Raw genomic sequence first — 18,949 nt, forward strand, 5'->3', positions numbered from 1 at the left:
GAAGAATGCCTGGAGGAGGTCTTTGTACGGCGCTTACGGTGATGAGTGGTTATGAACTATATTTCAAAGGGGTGTTTGACGATGGAAGTTGGAAAACAAGATGTACGTGGATTGCAAACCCGGTCGGGCAGGACGGTAAAGGAGGCAATGAAATTTATCATTCCTTCCTTGTTAGGGGTATTGTTGTTCCTGTTACCTGTTACGTATGAAGGAAACATGACCATTGGAGTCGGGATATTTGCTTCTTATTTTCAAGGTCTGCTTGAAGGTGTATTGCCATTATTCATGACGGTCGTTTTTGGTTTATCAGCTCTTATGGCTATTTATACGAAATTATTCAAACCTCAGTGGATCGTGAAGCAGTCCTTCTTAAAGGGACTATTCGATGTAGGCTATTTTTGGATTGCTATCCGGGTCATAGGTTCTATCTTTGCAGTGATGACCGTTAACGGTGTCGGTCCTGAGTGGATTACATCCGACTTTACAGGTGGTACGGTGCTGTATTCGCTAGTCCCGGTCTTAACGACTTGGTTCTTGTTTGCAGGCTTATTAATGCCCCTGCTTTTAGATTTTGGGTTGATGGACTTCTTTGGGACCCTGCTTCAGAAAATCATGAAGCCGCTTTTCCAATTGCCTGGTCGATCCTCTATTGATGCACTTGCATCCTGGATGGGGAGCGGGACAGTGGGTGTGTTAATTACAACGAAACAATTCGAAGAAGGCTATTACACAAAGCGGGAAGCGGCAGTGATCGCCACAAACTTCTCCGTTGCATCTATCGCTTTCAGTCTTGTTATTGTTAGTTTTATCGGTCTGGAATCGATGTTTGTACAGCTTTATGGAACAGTGGTCATTGCAGGAATCGCTGCTGCTGTGATCTGTCCCCGTATCCCGCCCCTTTCTCGTAAGAAAGACACGTATTATGAGCCGGTCGGAATGCAAATTTCTGAAACCGTTCCTGAAAACGTATCCCGTCTTCAATGGGGATTTGAGAAAGCTGTGGATAAAGCATCGGAAGTGAAAGGTATTGGAGAGGTAACAAAAAAGGGAATGCAGAACGTATTGGATATCTGGTTCGGACTGATTCCTTTAGTTATGGCCCTTGGTACACTTGCGTTGGTTGTCGCCGAATATACTCCTGTGTTTGATGTATTGGCGTACCCGATTGTTCCGCTATTGGAGTTACTTCAAATCCCGCAAGCTGCAGATGCTGCACCAGCAATGATCGTCGGCTTTGCTGATATGTTCCTGCCTGCTGTAGTAGGAAGTGGGATTGAGAGCGAATTAACGAGATTCGTGATTGCTGCTATGTCGTTGACCCAATTAATCTACATGTCTGAAATCGGGATTCTCTTAATCAAGTCAAAAATTCCGATCAGCTTTTTAGATCTCTTTATCATCTTCATCCAGCGTACGATCATTACGCTGCCAATCGTAGCGTTGTTGGCTCATTTCTTCTTTATGTAAAAGCTTCGATAATCTGACTATACAAACTAACTATGGGGGTTACTGGAATGAAACGCACATTTGAACAGCTTATTGAACATATGCCTAATCGTCTGGCGCCGAGTATGGCGAAGGATCATCCTAATTTGCCGGTAGTGAAAGAAGAGGGGTGTTATTACTACGGGCTGGACGGAAGGAAATATCTTGATTTCACCTCTGGAATTGCCGTAACGAATGTAGGACATCGTCATCCGAAAATCGTTCAAGCGATTAAAGATGCAGCGGACGGTCTGATGCATGGCCCGTCAGGCGTCATTATGTATGAGTCGATCCTCAGACTGGCAGATGAACTGGCTGAGATTCTTCCGGGAGATTTAGACAGTTTCTTTTTTGCTAACAGTGGAACGGAAGCCATTGAAGGAGCGATTAAGCTTGCCAAATATGTTAAGAAGCGTCCTTATGTGATTTCTTTTACTGGATGTTTCCACGGCCGCTCACTTGGCGCATTAAGTGTCACCACATCTAAGAGTAAGTATCGAAAGTTTATGCAGCCATCAGGCCTGACCTATCAAATTCCTTATGCAGAAGAGAGTGAGTGCCCAGAGGGTGTGGACTCAGTTCAGTATATGGTGCGCAAGCTTGAAAAAGATTTTGAGACGCTGTTTAATCATCAGGTGACTCCTGAGGAAGTGGCTTGTGTCATACTAGAACCAGTCCTTGGTGAGGGTGGGTATATTGTTCCTCCTAAGGCATGGCTTAAAAAAGTACGGGAGATCTGTGATCAACACGATATATTATTGATTTTCGATGAAGTTCAAACAGGGTTCGGTCGAACGGGTAATTGGTTTGCCGCTCAAACCTTTGATGTCACCCCGGATATTATGGCGATTGCAAAAGGAATTGCTTCAGGGCTACCCCTAAGCGCAACGGTAGCATCCAATAAACTAATGAAGCAATGGCCCCTTGGAAGTCATGGGACGACGTTTGGCGGGAACCCGATCGCCTGCTCTGTCGGTCTTGCTACATTAGAGGTCATGAAGGAGGAAAATCTTCTTGATAATACGAAAACAATGGGGGCTTATGCTGTTTCCAGACTTGAATGCTTGAAGGAAAAGCATCACGTGATTGGAAGTATACGAGCTGTTGGGCTGATGATCGGGATTGAAATCGTCCATCCTCAATCAGGAGAACCAAATCAGGAAGGCTTAATGGATATCCTTGATCGTGCTCTGGAAAAAGGCGTTTTATTCTATCTTTGCGGCAATCATAGTGAAGTAATCCGGATGATTCCACCGCTCACCGTAACAAAAGAACAGATTGATGATGGTCTCCGAATGCTGGATGAAGCGATGAGTGAATATGAAGCTACATTGATGAGTCATTTTGACTGATTTGGCTTCATAAAATAAAGCCCCGTCTCCAGATACAATAGTGTATCTGGAGACGGGGCTTTTTTATTATGATATTATGCAGTTTGTTGTAATTGATCGTCACTCTTGTTTGTGGTCAGCAGGGTCACTACGATCAACACAATAATGGCCAGTGGAACAGCGATGACTACGCTGTTTAGATCAAATGGTTTCTGGAGAGCAATCTCCCAAACCAATGTGGATATAACTCCTGTTACCATTGAAGAAACGCCTCCAGCAGCATTCACTCGTTTCCAGAAGAAAACGGCAAGAACTGCAGGGGTAATGCCTGCTCCATAAACAGTGTAAGCGTACATTTGAACATCGAGCACACTTGGGAAGTAATTGATAATGATAAAGGCTAAAGCTCCGAGTACAACAATGAACATCTTTGTAATCTTCAACTGTTTATCATCTGAAGCATTTGGATTGATATATTTTCCATAAATATCATAGGTTAAATTCGTTGCAGCAGACAATAGATAGGAATTTCCTGTTGTAATGATAAAGGAAGCTGCTGCTGCCAATAGAATCCCTCCGATTCCAATCGGCATCGCAATCGTCGTCGCCATTAAAGCCATTCCGGGATCAATATCCGGGAATAGAGAACGGGAGGCAAAGGCGATTAAAGAGATGGCAGGGGAAATGATAATCATGGCAATGAGCCACCCGATTTGACCTTTTCTTGATGAAGAATCCCCTTTGGATGAAGCTAGACGTTGGTACATGTTTTGGTCACCGAGCAATAAAAATAGTGACGGCAATAAATATCCGATCAATTGAATGATCGATAAATCACCTGTGGCTGACATATGGGATGTGGGAACATTTTTGACAATTTCATCCCAGCCCCCGGCAATGGCGAAAATGGTTGGAACGGTAATGATTAACCCCCCGACCATTAGAAAACCACTTAGTGCATCTGTTTGCGATACAGAACGCAGACCACCAATCATCGCTAGAAAAATGATGAGTGCAGCACCAATTGTCGTACCAAGACCAACAGACATGCCTGTCGTTAAATTAAGAATAAATCCGAAGCCTTTCATCTGATAAGAGACAATTCCTACATAAGCTAAGATGATAATGGCACTTGAAAGATTTCGTGCAGAAGAACCATACTTTTCTTCTAAGATTGCTGAAACCGTATATTTGCTGAATGCACGTATTTTAGGTGCAACAAGATATAGAATCCCGATTCCTAAAAGTGTGGGAATCATAAGCATTAACGATGGGATAATCCCAAAGCTATATGCTACAGAAGTTTCTCCTCCGGAAATACTTCCGCTACCAGTCCATGTTGCAAGTAGAGTCCCCATCAATACGAATGGTCCCAGACTTTTTCCAGCCAGAATAAAATCATTACTGCTGGATACTTTCTTTGACATATAGGTTCCGATCCCAATCATGAGCACCGCGTATATACCTATAAACCAAAGTAAATGTGGATTTTGTTGTAATTCCATAAAACGATCATCTCCTGAACAATATTTGTTCACGCGAGAGAACGTTGATTCATTTCTTAATCACAATGTCGATCACCGGTGAAAAGATAAACACTTTTTTTTAGCCTGAAGAGAAGGTAGAACGTTCTACCTAACAATTGGAAAATCTAAAACTATTGAATATGAGTTTAGAGGTTATTAAGAGGCTTTATAAAATGTCTTTCGTTGTGATGTTTTTCATGAATGCTTGTCTCACGTAAAAACATTTCTCATTAACCTTAGCATATATCTATTTCGATAAAAAATGGATGAGAAGCTTGATTTGACAAGATTTTGAGCTGGTAATCAATCAGTGGTAAAAAGTGGGATGAATGCTAAGCCTATGCGGGTCAATTGGTACAGAAATAGAAGGAATTATTTGAAATATAAAATAAATCGTGATCGGAAAAAGAGAATAAATCATACTTAATACCTATATATCGGTGTGAGAATGTGGGTATTAACGACCATTATTTTAGTTGTATTGAGAGTACTCTGAAAGAATTAATATCCCAAAAAAAGGTCGATCAGTTTGCACTGATCGACCCATATGCTTATAGTCTTTTTACCGAAATGGCTTTCCGCATTTTCCTTAGAGCATCTTGTCCTTCTTTCTCTCTTCTCATCATCAAGTTAACGTAGAGAGCATCAATCAAGGTTAACTGAGCAATACGGGAAGAGAGAGCTTCAGATCGATAGTCGGTTTCCTCTGATACGGTGAAGAGGGACGTATCGACACCTTGGCTTAATGGAGATCTGGCAAAGTTCGTGATGCAGATGGTCTTTGCCCCCGATTCTTTGACAATATCCATGACCTGTAGAATGTCCTTTGTCGATCCGGAATGGGAAATGAACACGGCGCAATCTTCACTCGTCATTTGGGAAGCGGTCATTAGCTGGATATGGCTGTCGCTCGCAGCATGGACACGTAAACCGGTTCGAATGAATTTATGGTACGCATCAAGGGCGATGACACCGGATCCACCACTGCCGAAGAATTCGATTGATCGCGCTTGGCTCATGATGTCCACAGCTTTCATCAGCTTTTTTTCATCCATGACCATCAATGTGTCTTCTATGGTTTTAATATTTGATCGGAATACTTTAGTGGCAACAGTTTGAGCTGTGTCTCCTTCATCAATGCGCTCGTGTATGTCCTTGAGGCCAGTCACGATTTCTGAGGCAAGGGCAATTTTCATCGCTTGATATCCCTTAAAGCCGATTCGTTTACAAAAACGGAAAACAGTCGAGTCTGCAACTCCTAAATCTTCCGCCACCCCATTAATGGTCGAATGGATAATTTCGGTTGGATTTTCAAGTATATAGTCGGCTATTTTTTTCTCGGTCACGCTAAATTGAGGGTAGTGTGAGCGAATGCTTGCTAAACAATGCTGATGTTCTTGATTCATAGACACCTCTCCTGTAAGGGTTTTCATATTGATAGTATACAAGAATAAAAGAAAAAATAAAAATAATTTCTGTAAACGGTTGCAAAAAGAAAAATATTTTTTATAATAGAGATAGACAGAAAATAATTTTCCTGATGATTTGTCATCCAGAAAGGAATTTCCTGAAGAGAAATTCTCTTAACGTAAATGGGAGAGTGAAAGTTACATAGATATATTGCAAACGCTTTACCATCGTCTGGATCAAGAAATCAAGATTAGAAGTTATAAAAAATTGGCAGCTGAGCTGTCGTGAAAAAAGAAAGGTAGGAATAGACATGTCTGATCAAATGCTTATTTTAGTGGCGCTTGCCGGAATTTTTCTTCTATTATTTTTAGTAATTAAAACAAAGCTTCATGCTTTTGTTGCCCTATTATTGGTGAGTTTAATTGTAGGGATCGCTGCTGGTATGCCGCTTCAGGAAGTAGTAGCTTCGATTCAAAGCGGAATGGGAGGAACCCTCGGGTTTGTCGCAGTAGTTGTTGGTTTAGGTGCGATGTTCGGTCGTATGCTTGAAGTGTCTGGGGGAGCGGAACGACTCGCTCAAACGCTGATTAATAAATTTGGTGAAGATAAAGCACAATGGTCTCTTGGGATTACAGGTTTCCTTGTAGCCATTCCCGTATTCTTTGATGTAGGATTTATCATTCTTGTACCGATTGTGTACGGATTAGCTCGAAAAACTGGAAAGTCATTATTATACTATGGAATTCCATTACTAGCGGGTCTTGCTGTTACACACAGCTTCATTCCCCCGACTCCAGGACCGATTGCAGTTGCAGACTTAATCGGTGCGGACCTTGGTTGGGTTATCCTGTTTGGTGCTATTGCCGGGGTTCCATCCATGATCATCGCAGGTCCACTTTTTGCAAAATGGATTTCGAAACGAATTCATGCAGTGGTACCTGATTATATGCAGGCGGAAGAAATGGAGTATGATAAAGAGCTTCCAAGTTTCGCACTGATTGCATCTCTTATCTCGATTCCATTAGTATTGATCTTATTGAATACGCTTTCGGGTGTAGTATTAGATGAAGGAAACACAATTCGCGCAATCTTGACGTTCTTGGGTCATCCTTTCGTAGCGTTAACGATTGCGACACTTCTTACATTTATTTTCTTAGGAACAAAGCGCGGATATTCACGTCAAGACGTTCAGGATATTGCCACTAAAGCACTTGAACCTGCAGGGATCATCATTCTTGTAACAGGTGCTGGGGGAGTATTCAAGCAAGTATTGATTGACTCTGGTGTAGGTGAAGTACTTGGTGAAATGATGGCAGGTTCAAGCTTACCACCGATTGCTCTTGCTTTCTTAATTGCTATGGTCGTACGCGTAGCACAAGGTTCAGCAACTGTTTCTATGGTCACAGCAGCAGGGTTGATGAGTCCGTTGATCGATACACTTGGTATGCAAGGGCCTGTTCTTGGCTTAATGGTTATTGCCATCGCTTCAGGGGCAACGGTCTTCTCCCATGTTAATGATAGTGGTTTCTGGTTAGTGAACCGTTATTTTGGATTAGATGTGAAAGATACGTTAAAGTCATGGACAGTAATGGAAACGCTTATCGGTTTTGTAGGGTTTGCCGTTGCATTCATTTTAGGGATTTTCATTAGCTAAAATAGGATAGAATAATAGTAGAAGAGGGAAGAGCCATGTCGCTTCTTCCTTTTCTCTATTTATTTAGGAGGAACGAAGATGTCAGAATTCATGATTGGTGTCGATATCGGGACCACAAGTACAAAAGCAGTTCTTTTTAATAAAGAAGGAAAAGCGATCGATCGTCATGGGGTCGAATATCCATTACATACACCAGCTCCTGGAACAGCTGAGCAGGATCCGGAAGAAATTTTCCAAGCTGTCATTAAATGCATTAAAGAAGTGACCTCGAATACAAATGAAACCATTTCTTTTGTGTCGTTCAGCTCAGCCATGCATAGCTTAATCCTCGTGGATGAGAACGATCAGCCGCTGACTCCTTCCATTACGTGGGCTGATAATCGAAGTGCAGATTGGGCGGAAAAAATTAAAAAAGAAATGAATGGAATGGAGATTTATCGTAGAACAGGCACGCCGATTCATCCAATGTCTCCACTGGTGAAACTTGCCTGGCTTCAGGATGAAAAACCGGAATTATTCGGGAAAACCGCAAAGTTCATCTCCATCAAAGAATTTGTTTTCCATCGCTTGTTTGGAAAATACGTCGTGGATTATTCCATTGCATCTGCAACAGGGATGTTCAACCTGGAAAATCTGGCATGGGATGAAGAAGCACTGAAGGTTGCAGGTGTGACAAAGGATCAGCTTTCCATTCCAATCTCTACAACAGAAAGTCTGACTGGGCTAAAATCTGAATATACGGAGATGCTTGGATTACCTGCAAATACTCCATTTGTTGTCGGGGCAAGTGACGGCGTTCTTTCGAATCTTGGCGTGAATGCCATCGAACCTGGTGTGGTAGCCGTGACAATTGGGACGAGTGGGGCTATTCGTGCCGTTACGGACCGACCGGTGACGGATCCAAAGGGTCGGATTTTCTGCTATGCCTTAACAGATAAACATTGGGTGATCGGAGGGCCGGTCAATAATGGCGGAATGATCTTCAGATGGGTTCGTGATGAGCTTGCTTCCGGGGAAGTGGAAGTGGCGAAGCGTTTAGGCAAGGATCCTTATGAGGTGCTCACCGATATTGCGGCTAAAGTGAAACCGGGATCTGAGGGACTGCTCTTCCATCCTTATATGGCTGGAGAACGGGCACCACTATGGAACGCGAAAGCCCGCGGCTCCTTCTTCGGACTTGGTATGCACCATAAGAAAGAGCATATGATTCGTGCCGTCCTTGAAGGGATTGTCATGAACTTGTACAGTGTGCTCCTTGCCCTGGAAGAATTAATTGGTACACCAAAACGTGTACAGGCAACAGGCGGTTTTGCTCGTTCTGAATTGTGGCGCCAGATGCTTGCAGACGTGTTCGATCAAGAGGTGGAAGTTCCGGAAAGCTTTGAAAGCTCTTGCCTCGGTGCAGTTGTGCTTGGCATGTACGGTAACGGAATGATCGATTCCCTGGAGAAAGTAAGCGGAATGGTAGGATCGGTTCACTCTCACCAGCCAGATCCCGAAGCAACGCACGCTTATACAAAACTGATGCCGATTTTTATACGTGTCCCACGTTTGTTAGAGGAAGAATACGAAGCGATCAGTGCTTATCAGGAGGAAAGCTGACTCATATGAGTCGGCTTTTTTTCGGAGAAGTGTGGTTTGTCCACTGGTTGACGATGCACCTTACAGATCTTTTGTGTGAAGGCAGTGAACTTTACGGGAACTCTACTATTAGAAAGAAAGTTGAAAGGGAATCACTTCGCCAAAAAGGGTCATTTTCATGTATAATAGAAACGAAAATACCTTTTACTAATAGAAATAGATTATAGATAAATGTGAAAGAGAGTGAAACAAAATGGGACGTAAGTGGAATAATATTAAAGAAAAGAAAGCGTCTAAAGACGCCAATACAAGTCGTATATATGCAAAATTTGGTCGTGAGATTTATGTGGCAGCAAAGCAGGGCGAACCGGATCCTGAACTGAACCAAACGCTGAAGTTTGTTCTCGAACGTGCGAAAACGTACAGCGTACCTAAACATATTGTGGATCGTGCCATCGAGAAAGCAAAGGGCGGTTCAGAAGAAAGCTACGATGAACTTCGCTATGAAGGCTTCGGACCGAATGGTTCTATGGTCATCGTGGACGCATTGACGAACAATGTGAACCGAACAGCATCCGAAGTGCGTGCTGCATTCGGGAAGAACGGTGGAAACATGGGTGTGAGTGGGTCGGTTGCCTATATGTTCGACGCAACGGCTGTTATTGGGATCGAAGGGAAATCTGAAGAAGACGCAATGGAAATCCTGATGGAAGCGGACGTGGATGCCCGTGACATCATTGAGGAAGAAGATTCCGTGATCGTTTATGCTGAGCCGGATCAATTCCATGCGGTACAAGAGGCATTCAAAGGTGCCGGTATCACTGAATTTACTGTAGCGGAACTGACTATGCTCGCTCAGAATGATGTTGAGCTCTCAGAAGAGGATCAAGCTCAATTTGAAAAAATGATTGATGCGATTGAAGATCTGGAAGATGTTCAGCAGGTTTATCATAATGTCGATCTAGGTGAATAATGAATGGGAGAGCCCCTTGGCGCTTTAGACGCCAAGGGGCTTTTTAATGCTCAGGATGGGATTACAGTGACGAAAGTAAATTCATATAATCCTGATGAATAAGGAAAACTACTTTTATTCCAATTTGATAGAGGGTGAACAAGATAAATGAAGCATTACAGCGTTGTATTGACGGTAGTGGTTTCTCTCATATTTTTCTGCATAAGTTCAATCGTAAGTGCTCACCCAATTCATGGAGGTGCAGAAGTAGATCTCAGTGGAGTCACGTATGTACAGTCAGAAACGAAACCGGATACCTTGTTGGAGAACTCATTCAGTAAGGCTTTCAAAATTAAACGTGGTGAAGATAAGATTCAATATTACTATAATCAAATCGACTTGAATGATGATAACCAACCTGAAACGTTTGTCTATTTAGTGGGTATACCTACGTGTGGAAGTGGGGGATGCAGTGGCGCGCTATTCACAAAGGAAAATTCTGAATACAAGTTGCTTACAACATTTTCATTAGTCAGAACTCCGATTATTGTCCAAAATGAAAAAACAAACGGGTGGAAAAATATCATCATGTACGTTTCTGGAGGAGGAATAAAAGGTGGTTATAAACAATTACGATTCGATGGAAAAACCTATCCTTCTAATCCTTCAGTGCAACCGGGTGTTCAATCAGGGGAAATCAGAGGTTTAGGAATTATCAATGACGACATCTCAAAGAAAGAGGGCATTCCTTTTTAATGTCCTCATTTGAAAAGAACAAGGCATACTCAGAAATAGGAGTATGCCTTGTTCTTTTTTTGTGTGAGGAGGGTAGGTGTCGGGGGAGGTCGGATTAGCACTTTATTTGTCGAATTAATTGAAAATTCAGCAAAATACTTCATTATCCCATTTTGCTTTGTTATGCTAAAGATGAATCTGAATAAATCGTGAAAAAGGGAGAGGGAAATATGGGACTAGATCAACTTGAATTGCAGCAAGCAGAACAGAAGGTAGATCGGAAGGAGAAAACCAAACCCTATTTAACGGCATTGATCGGGTGGAGTCTGCCAGCGATCGAGGCGTGTACCAAGTTAGATAGACCTTTCGTCGTTGTAGGTCCGCCAGATTTCGAAGCGTATGCACAAAAGCATGATATTGCTTTTATCGGGTGGGACTTCGATCGATTGAATGAAGGTTCGGATCATCTGTATAAACAGCTTAAGGCAATTGGAGCTGAGGTGGCCGTTCCGTTATATGAAGAATGTGTGGAATGGGCAGGGGCATTGAACTCCCGATTCCGAAGTGAACCACGCGTCTTTAATCGCTCTCTCCTCTTAAGAGATAAAGGGATGATGAAGCGGAAAGCGCAAATTGCCGGTATCAAAGTGGGTGTATTTGAAGAAGCCCGTGATAAAGAAGATGTAAGGCGTTTCTTAAAACGTGTGAATGAAGCCCTTTTGAAAGTTGAAGGTGATAAAAATGACCCCATTCACGTAAAACCTCTTGATAAAGCCGGATCTGTCGGGCACCGGGCCATTGAGAATCCGGAAGATATCGATGCCCTTACCGATTCTGAGTTTCCCCTCTTGATGGAAAGTCACCTAGACGGGCAGGAATTTTCGTGCGAAGTGTTCATTCACAAGGGTAAAATTCAATTCTTAAACATAACGGAGTATGTACGTTTAGGTTACTCGAATTTCGTACCTGCATCCCCAACCCTTGAAGAAAAACGTCCGATTATCCGTGAGGCGATTCAAAAGCTCATTGATGCATTTGAGATTGAATACGGCGTTATTCATCCTGAATACTTCATTACTTCAGATGGAACTCTTCATTTCGGTGAAGTCGCAGCCAGGGTGCCAGGTGGGCATATCTTTGATCTCATCGAGCGGGCATATGGGTTTAATGCATATCAAGCCCAGATCCTTTGCGGTGATCCGAATACGACGGAAGAGGAGTTAAGAGAATTTTTTCCTTCAACAGGTGAAAAGGCAAAAGCTCATGCAGGGTGTTTAATGGTTCATCCTCATGTGAATTATGTGGAGAAGCTTGAAGTGCCTGATGAACTTGAGAATCATCCATATTTTGAAAAGCATGATATGTTCAGTCCCGCCCAAGGAAAAGTGGCTCAGCGTATCGGTTTCGGGAATCATTACGGAACGATTTTCTTCTATGGAGAAGACAGTGAAGTCATGAGGGATTTACTGAAGGAGTATGAACAATTTAATTTTTACGTGTAACAGGCAATGACAGAGACCTCTCATCCTTGTGAAAACAGCCTATCTCTCATCACAGTATTCTGATCGATAAAGGAGTTTTGAAATGGCATTTGAATTAACGTCTAAGCTCGAAGAACGATTTCTGCAAGCGCTTAATGGATTGGAAAGCGCAGCATCATTTGCAAAATCAATGTATCAAACGGACGTCTATCAGGAAGCGCAAAGGTTGCTGGATACAGATGAAGGACTCGATGTATTATATCGGAGCGCAAGTCGTTTCGAGAGAGCCGGAGTGTTTCAGGACGGACCATGGGAGAAAGCATCGAAGCTTCAGCCCCCTCTTGTGGCGGGGTCCCTGCAAGCTAAGGGGCTTCCCTCCATCATTGAAATTCTTAGTGAGCTAAGAATGCTTTCCATTGCAGAAGGACAATATGAACACTCTGATGTGTCAACTGAAATGGCAGAGGATTTCCTGAATGAAGTCATGGTTCTAAATTTAAACTTGCTCTTTCCGGAAGCGACGGAAGCCTCCAGGATCGAAGGTGGCGAGCAAACTGAAAGAGCCACTGAATTATTTCAATTTTTATCAGGGAAGCTTTCTTATCAAGCATTGACGACTACGTTGATTAAAGAAATTGAACGGTTGACCGCACAGCGTCCGATCATGGTAAAGCGGACTGTATCGATGATAGAAACTGCCAAAAAGATGCTTCATTCTGATTTAAGCGTAGCAGAAAGGCTTGTGTTGGAGAAGTATGTTTCTGCTATTGAAGGACCTTCACCGTTAAGTAAAAGTATCTTTCAGCCTGGTGAGTACAGGAAGAAGCTGATGGAATTATCCAAGGAAGAGCTTGGGAAAGAAGCTGTTTCTTTTGCACAATCCATGCGGGAAACAGGATTGGTCTCTCCTCAGCACGCGATTTTACTTCGATTCCTGAGCAGAAAGGTTCAAGAACTTGTCCCGGTGGCCCTTCAGTTGAATGACAAAGGGAAAGCCAATCTTGATGAACACAAGGAATTGGTTTTTCAACTCATTAAAGTGGCGATCTATCCTGCCACGAAGCAATCGGTATATGGCCTTGCCCTCATGCTTGAAAGAGGAGTGCTTTCTTCATCCCCTGTTTCACCTGGGCTTAAAAGGCTCATTGAGCTTGATATTCGACCGGAAGTAAGAAAGACATTGCTCAATTCATGCAAGACAGGAGATGGAATTACAGCTAACTCTGTCCTCCTCGCCGGGGTCATCAATGTCCTTGGCCAACCTATTGGGATTGGACAAGGGCTGAACCCGACGTGTCAAACAGCAAGGGGGATCAGCCTCTGGGCACAGCACGCTCCAGGGTACTTACTGGAACTGATTCCGCGGGCTGCAAGGGACGGAGATATTGATATTATGTTTGAAGGGACTCCAGTCCATTCCAGAGATTTAACCGGCGGGTTAGCGCCTGAACTTCATCAGGAGCTTGATCCTGTTTCACTCGTTCTCGTACCTCATCTAGATCGGATTTATAGTGAGATGATGAGAAGGGTATCACTACGAGGAGAGGACGGGCATCGTTGGGTGAACCCGGAATTTTATGGGGATTGGGTTCAAAAAGGATTTAGTACAGTCATTGATCCTTTAACAGGACTCATTGCTGATTACCCAGGATTCGTACGCCTATTTTATGCCACCCATCATCCAGAATACAATGATGACTACGGCTTGATCTATCCGAATCCAGTGGGTATTTTCATCACAAATGTTCACGGGAAGCTGCTTGGCTTTCATGCCGTTTCCATTTTAAGAATCACTCAAGATCCGTTGGGAGAATACAGAATTTATTTCTATAACCCAAACAACGATGGCTCTCAAAATTGGGGTCAGGGGATTCAGCCTTCCGTTATGGAAAATGGGGAGCTGGAAGGGGAATGCTCTCTTCCGTTCCATGAGTTTGTCTCCCGCCTATACGCTTTTCACTACAACCCGTATGAACAGGGAGATGCCTTTGCGGTTGAGAATGACATTGTAGATGAAATCAAAGGACTTGCCCGTGAAAGCTGGGGAAAAGATTATACCTGGGTTTAAAGGATGCATGAAGGTGCTGAGCGATGTTGCTCGGCGCTTTTTTTATGGTGCGGCATTCGTTGTATGTTTCATTTTTCACTAGCCATACTAAATAATGGAGGTGGAAACGATGGGAAGTCATAAGAAACTAGAAGAGTTAAGCATGGATACCCCCCTTAATCCAGAGTTCACAATGAATGGCCGACTTCGGAATCCGAGTCAGGTTTATGTTCCCGGTGAGTCCATCGACGAACAACACGCCAATGAGGAAAGTAATGAATTTATAGCGAGTAAGGAAATCGGACAAGCTAAGGAAAATGGGTAGGGGGTGAAAAGATGAATGGAAAAGAAATATCAGTAGCCACCCTATCTGAAGATTCAGTGAGTAAAGTGAAGAATATGGAAAGCGAACTACGTGAGCAAACAAACGAGGATATTATTCTCATTGCCTATCAGAATGGCGGTGACTCCATTGAAGGGAGAGAATAGGATGAATAAGGGAAATGAAGACCAGACAGATTTTAGGCAGTTAAACGACCGGGTCAAAGCAGAGGAACCAAAAGGACCGTTTTTAGCGATCAAAACGAATATGGATACGGCGGGCGTCAAAGACGATCCGTATTCGTCTGAAAAGGCAAATCCAGAACAAGAGGAAAAGCTTCAGCAATTTTTTGAAGACGAAGAGCTGTAACGCATAAAGGTCAGCTTAAAGAGACGTAAAAAAATAAAGTTGCACAAAGAAGAGCCAGTCAATTGACTGGCTCTTCTTTTACATTACTTTTTGTCGCGAGATTGTTCAACCAATAACTCTTTGGACACTTTCGGTGCCAGCCACAGCATTGGAAGCAATAATAGGGAGACGGGAACGGCGGTGACTACAATAAAGTTCTGTAGGGCGCTGACACTACCATCGCCTATATAAAGTAGGATAGCAGCGATGGAACCCATCAGGATCGCCCAAAATACACGCAAGGACACTCTCGGATTCCCTTCACCTGAAACGGCCATTGCAATTGTGTATGACATAGAGTCACCTGTTGTAACCACGAATATGATGGTCAGTAATAAAAATAGCGGTGAAATGATCTCTGCAAGTGGGAGTTGATTCGTAATGGCGATCATAGCAGCAGGCATTCCCCCACTCGTTAATTCCTGTGAAACACTCCCTGGATTTTGCAGTTCATAAAAGATCCCTGAACCACCGACAACGGTAAACCAGAAGGTGGTGACAATGGGCGCGATAACGGCTATGGCCGTGATAATTTGGCGGATGGTTCTTCCACGGGATATTCGGCTGACGAGGATCGCCATCATCGGTCCATATCCTATGAACCATCCCCAGAAAAACACGGTCCAACTCCCCAACCAACTCTTATCTGACCGGAATGTGCTGATTTGGATGAAGTGGTCAACATAATATCCGAAAGAGGAAACGAAGGAATCAATGATGAATCCTCCAGGCCCGAATATCAAGACAAAGAGAATCAATCCGAATGCCAGACGAACATTAAAATTACTCAGTATTTGAATTCCTTTATGAATACCAGTTGCAGCGGATACGGTTGAGACAATCACTAAACAAATAATGATAGCAAGCTGAGTAGAGAATTGGTCAGGTATGTTGAATAAAGCAGACAGACCATAGCTTGCTTGTAACCCGAGGAATCCAATTGGACCGATTGTCCCAGCAGCTACAGCGATAATGGCGAACGCATCTATTAGCGTACCGAAGATGCTGTTTTTAATCTTTTCCCCGAAAATGGGATACAACAGAGTTCGGGGTTTCATCGGCATTCCTTTATGGTAATGACCGTACATCATGACGACAGCGCTCAGTGTCCCTAAGATAGCCCATGCGAGAAAGCCCCAATGCATATAGCTTTGAGCCAAGGCAGGCATGATCGCTCCACCCGTTTTGGCGTCGATTCCATTGTGCATTGGTGGAACCGTCATAAAGTGGTACATAGGCTCAGCAGCAGCCCAGAAAACTCCGCCACCTGCAAGCAGTGTGGCCATAATAATCGATAACCACTTGTATGTTCCGATTTCGGGTTTTTCCATATGACCTAACCGGACCTTCCCGTATTTAGAGAAGGCAAGGTAGAGGGCAACGATAAAATGGACTAACATTAATACTTGCCAGAAAGCTCCAAAATATTTCGAAGACCATGCAAACCCTTCGTTAACAAATGTTGTAACGCTATCGAGACTTAAGAAAGCCGCAATCACGAAAGCAATTAATAACCCGCCACTGATGGCGAAGACGGGCCAATCAATCTTGGATGTATGATGCTGTTTAGTAGTCATATAAGATAAATGCTCCTTTAAATATTATTTCATTATCTTTTCCATAAGGTTTTTGTTTTATGAACAGGTGATTGGTAAAAAGAAACAAACAATGTGAAAAGCTCGTTCAAAAAAACACAAGGTCCTACTATCTCACAGGTGGAAAAGCGCTGTAAAGAAAATTTTTATCATGAGTTGAATTTCGAAAATTACATCTTTTCAGCAGAGGGAAAAGGACTATACTAAAGAGAGAGAATAAAACAAACTTATTTAGCTTGCTGGGATTGACGCTCATTCTGATACGTATTCTTCTAATAATGGAATTACCCTTCACCACATCAGAAGTTGGAAGGTTCTATCTGAATAGATACAGAAAAGAGGAATGAAAGATGTCGAAAGTAGCCTTGATTGCAGGATCGACCGGCTTGGTCGGGTCTCACCTAATTGAAATAATCCTAAAGAGTCCCGAGTACAGTAAAGTGATTTCGTTTGTAAGAAGAAGCAGTGGGGTGGTACATGAAAAGCTGGATGAACGGATCATTCCGTTCGATGCAATGAAGCTCTTGCCTCATGAGGAAATTGATGACGTGTTTTGTTGTCTCGGAACCACAATCAAAAAAGCGAAAACGAAAGAAGCTTTTATGAAAGTAGATTACGATTACCCCATCAAATTGGGGAAGCTTGGGAAGGAACATGGAGGTAAACAGTATTTGGTTATATCTGCTATCGGGGCAAGCTCCGGGTCTCTCTTCTTTTATAGCAAGGTCAAAGGGAAATTGGAAGAGGACCTAATAGCACTTTATTATCCCGTATTGCATATTTTCAGACCTTCCATTTTAGTAGGGGAAAGAGACGAATTTCGTTTAGGGGAGAAAGCAGGAGAAGTGTTTGCGAGAGCCATTCGTCCCGTGATGGTCGGTAAATTGAAGCGGTACAGAAGCATCTCAGGTAAACAAGTCGCATATGGAATGTATAAGGCAGCAAATTGCTCAACAAACGAGAATGTAACCATTCATGAATCGGATCATATCCAACAGTTTTAAAAAGGGGGAGCAGGATGAAGAGGATCTTAAGAGGTCATCATCTCCTTTGTACCCATGGCTTTAAAGGGATGGGGTACAGTGATGATTTTGTTAAGGTGATGAGTGACATAACAGAAGAGCTACGAAATGCTGAATTGGACTTTCCCATTCAGGTGGTCCAAGCCTTCGATGATGCCTGTCAAGCATGTCCGCATAAGGGGAAATCCGAATGTGAGAAGAGCGAAGACTCCAATGATCATGTCCTTTCATTAGATAGCCGGGTGCTTCACCATTTAGGATTGAAAAATGGGGGTATTTACATGAAATCAGAGCTGATTAACTTGACAGCGGAGAGGGTTAAGCCGACAGACCTTGATCATTTATGCGAAGGCTGCTCCTGGCTTCAATATGGAGTTTGTAAGGAAGGGATCAATAAATTAAGGGGAAAAATTAGACCCGCTTAATGGAAGCGGGTCCTTTTTGTTAGATTTTATAGTAGTGTTTAAGTGTTTTCACGACATGTTTCAGAGAAGGGTCCTCTTCAAGATTCAGAATCATTCCTTTAATGACGACGATGCGCGTTGCATCCTTCAGAACCTCTTCTTGAATTACTTCCAATGTTACCCGGCTATTTTCTTCCTCTACGACTTCAAGTGCATCCTCGATCATATGAAGAACGGTTGACTCGGAGATTCTTGCTGAAGCCGTGAAATCCTTTACAAGGTCATCCAATTTCTCAAAGGATAGGACAGGCTCATCTCCGCTTTTTAGTAAGCCTTCTACTAAATCATCTGTTCTTTTCAGAATGAAATGAGATAAGTACGCAAAGTCCAAGTCGATTTTATCCATCATCGCCAATTCTAAGTAAGAATGGAAGAAACCTTGAATCATCATGGTGATATCCCAGAAATAAGGCTCGATTTTTTTTCCATAGATGGCAAACAATCTTCTTTTATAAAAACGATTGGTGTCCATTTTCATCTCGCTGAGAAGATCATGGATTTCATCATTAAACGGCATGGCATTCTCTCTGATTTGCATGATGATAAACTCTTTATGCTTGCAAATCTCGACGAGCTGACACTCTAATTGCTTTTGGAATTTCTCATAAGGAGGCAACTCCTCATTTTCAATCTCGTTCACTTTAGCTGTGATCATTTTAAAATAGTAGTTCATGATGGCCAATAGTAGGGCTTCTTTGGATTTGAAATACAAATAGAAGGCGCCCTTGGAAATATCGCATTCGTTCACGATTTCTTGAACGGAGGTTGCGTTAAATCCTTTCGTAGCAAACAGCTTGATTGATGTTTCAATAATTAACTTCTCTTTTTCCTTCATACTTTCCTCTCCTTGATTAACTCCTTATCTTCATTATGACCGATTGGTCACAATAAATAAACCTTTTCTTTTATAAGTATATTGACTTATGACTATACGGT

The 18,949-nt window shown here is 42.8% G+C and carries 17 protein-coding genes; 13 read left to right on the plus strand and 4 right to left on the minus strand.

From position 1 onward, the window contains the following. Positions 1-81: 81 nt before the first annotated feature. Both FGG79_RS13525 and FGG79_RS13530 read left to right on the plus strand, forming a co-directional pair. Complete coding sequence (locus FGG79_RS13525) at positions 82-1,467, plus strand: YjiH family protein (RefSeq protein ID WP_138779190.1); 1,386 nt, start codon at positions 82-84, stop codon at positions 1,465-1,467. Positions 1,468-1,514: 47 nt separating this feature from the next. Then, the gene (locus tag FGG79_RS13530; RefSeq protein WP_138779192.1) at positions 1,515-2,837 is read left to right on the plus strand and encodes an aspartate aminotransferase family protein; all 1,323 of its coding nucleotides are present in this window, start codon (positions 1,515-1,517) and stop codon (positions 2,835-2,837) included. Positions 2,838-2,911: 74 nt separating this feature from the next. Here the strand turns inward: FGG79_RS13530 and FGG79_RS13535 are convergent, their stop codons facing one another. Together FGG79_RS13535 and FGG79_RS13540 are read right to left on the minus strand one after the other, a co-directional pair. Next, the gene (locus FGG79_RS13535) at positions 2,912-4,321 is read right to left on the minus strand and encodes a sodium:solute symporter family protein (RefSeq protein ID WP_138779194.1); all 1,410 of its coding nucleotides are present in this window, start codon (positions 4,319-4,321) and stop codon (positions 2,912-2,914) included. Positions 4,322-4,893: 572 nt separating this feature from the next. Beyond that, positions 4,894-5,748, minus strand: coding sequence for a MurR/RpiR family transcriptional regulator (locus tag FGG79_RS13540; protein WP_138779196.1), 855 nt, complete (start codon positions 5,746-5,748; stop codon positions 4,894-4,896). A 314-nt stretch (positions 5,749-6,062) separates the two neighbouring features. On the opposite strand from FGG79_RS13540, the gene FGG79_RS13545 reads away from it, so the two are divergent. The 9 genes from FGG79_RS13545 (at position 6,063) to FGG79_RS13580 (ending at position 14,893) form a co-directional block, all read left to right on the plus strand. Next, positions 6,063-7,406: a GntP family permease gene (locus FGG79_RS13545; protein WP_138779198.1), complete on the plus strand. Its 1,344-nt coding sequence runs from the start codon at positions 6,063-6,065 to the stop codon at positions 7,404-7,406. 90 nt (positions 7,407-7,496) lie between these two features. Further along, a complete protein-coding gene (gene gntK, locus FGG79_RS13550; protein ID WP_138779791.1) occupies positions 7,497-9,008 on the plus strand; it encodes a gluconokinase in 1,512 nt (503 codons plus the stop codon). Positions 9,009-9,240: 232 nt separating this feature from the next. After that, positions 9,241-9,960 (plus strand): YebC/PmpR family DNA-binding transcriptional regulator, encoded by a 720-nt coding sequence (locus FGG79_RS13555; protein WP_138779200.1) that lies wholly within the window; start codon positions 9,241-9,243, stop codon positions 9,958-9,960. A gap of 147 nt (positions 9,961-10,107) precedes the next feature. After that, a complete protein-coding gene (locus FGG79_RS13560; RefSeq protein WP_138779202.1) occupies positions 10,108-10,695 on the plus strand; it encodes a hypothetical protein in 588 nt (195 codons plus the stop codon). A gap of 209 nt (positions 10,696-10,904) precedes the next feature. Further along, positions 10,905-12,176 carry an ATP-grasp domain-containing protein gene (locus tag FGG79_RS13565; protein WP_138779204.1) on the plus strand — a complete coding sequence of 424 codons (1,272 nt, stop codon included), beginning with the start codon at positions 10,905-10,907 and terminating at the stop codon, positions 12,174-12,176. Between the two features lie 82 nt (positions 12,177-12,258). Continuing rightward, complete coding sequence (locus FGG79_RS13570; protein ID WP_138779206.1) at positions 12,259-14,223, plus strand: hypothetical protein; 1,965 nt, start codon at positions 12,259-12,261, stop codon at positions 14,221-14,223. A gap of 109 nt (positions 14,224-14,332) precedes the next feature. Next, positions 14,333-14,527 carry a hypothetical protein gene (locus FGG79_RS13575; RefSeq protein WP_138779208.1) on the plus strand — a complete coding sequence of 65 codons (195 nt, stop codon included), beginning with the start codon at positions 14,333-14,335 and terminating at the stop codon, positions 14,525-14,527. An 11-nt stretch (positions 14,528-14,538) separates the two neighbouring features. After that, positions 14,539-14,691: a hypothetical protein gene (locus FGG79_RS21830; protein WP_171050928.1), complete on the plus strand. Its 153-nt coding sequence runs from the start codon at positions 14,539-14,541 to the stop codon at positions 14,689-14,691. Position 14,692: 1 nt separating this feature from the next. Next, positions 14,693-14,893, plus strand: a complete 201-nt coding sequence (locus tag FGG79_RS13580; protein WP_138779210.1) for a hypothetical protein — start codon at positions 14,693-14,695, stop codon at positions 14,891-14,893. Between the two features lie 83 nt (positions 14,894-14,976). Here the strand turns inward: FGG79_RS13580 and FGG79_RS13585 are convergent, their stop codons facing one another. Beyond that, positions 14,977-16,509, minus strand: coding sequence for a BCCT family transporter (locus FGG79_RS13585; RefSeq protein WP_138779212.1), 1,533 nt, complete (start codon positions 16,507-16,509; stop codon positions 14,977-14,979). Between the two features lie 368 nt (positions 16,510-16,877). On the opposite strand from FGG79_RS13585, the gene FGG79_RS13590 reads away from it, so the two are divergent. After that, on the plus strand, positions 16,878-17,531 hold the full coding sequence (locus FGG79_RS13590) for an NAD-dependent epimerase/dehydratase family protein (protein ID WP_138779214.1): 654 nt from the start codon (positions 16,878-16,880) through the stop codon (positions 17,529-17,531). A 14-nt stretch (positions 17,532-17,545) separates the two neighbouring features. Then, on the plus strand, positions 17,546-17,974 hold the full coding sequence (locus tag FGG79_RS13595; protein ID WP_138779215.1) for a DUF1284 domain-containing protein: 429 nt from the start codon (positions 17,546-17,548) through the stop codon (positions 17,972-17,974). 19 nt (positions 17,975-17,993) lie between these two features. On the opposite strand, the gene FGG79_RS13600 is transcribed toward FGG79_RS13595, so the two are convergent. Then, positions 17,994-18,848 (minus strand): TetR/AcrR family transcriptional regulator, encoded by an 855-nt coding sequence (locus tag FGG79_RS13600; protein WP_138779217.1) that lies wholly within the window; start codon positions 18,846-18,848, stop codon positions 17,994-17,996. Positions 18,849-18,949: the final 101 nt, after the last annotated feature.

Origin of the sequence: Bacillus sp. BHET2 (assembly GCF_005938125.1) — a bacterium.
Lineage (GTDB): Bacteria > Bacillota > Bacilli > Bacillales > Bacillaceae_B > Rossellomorea.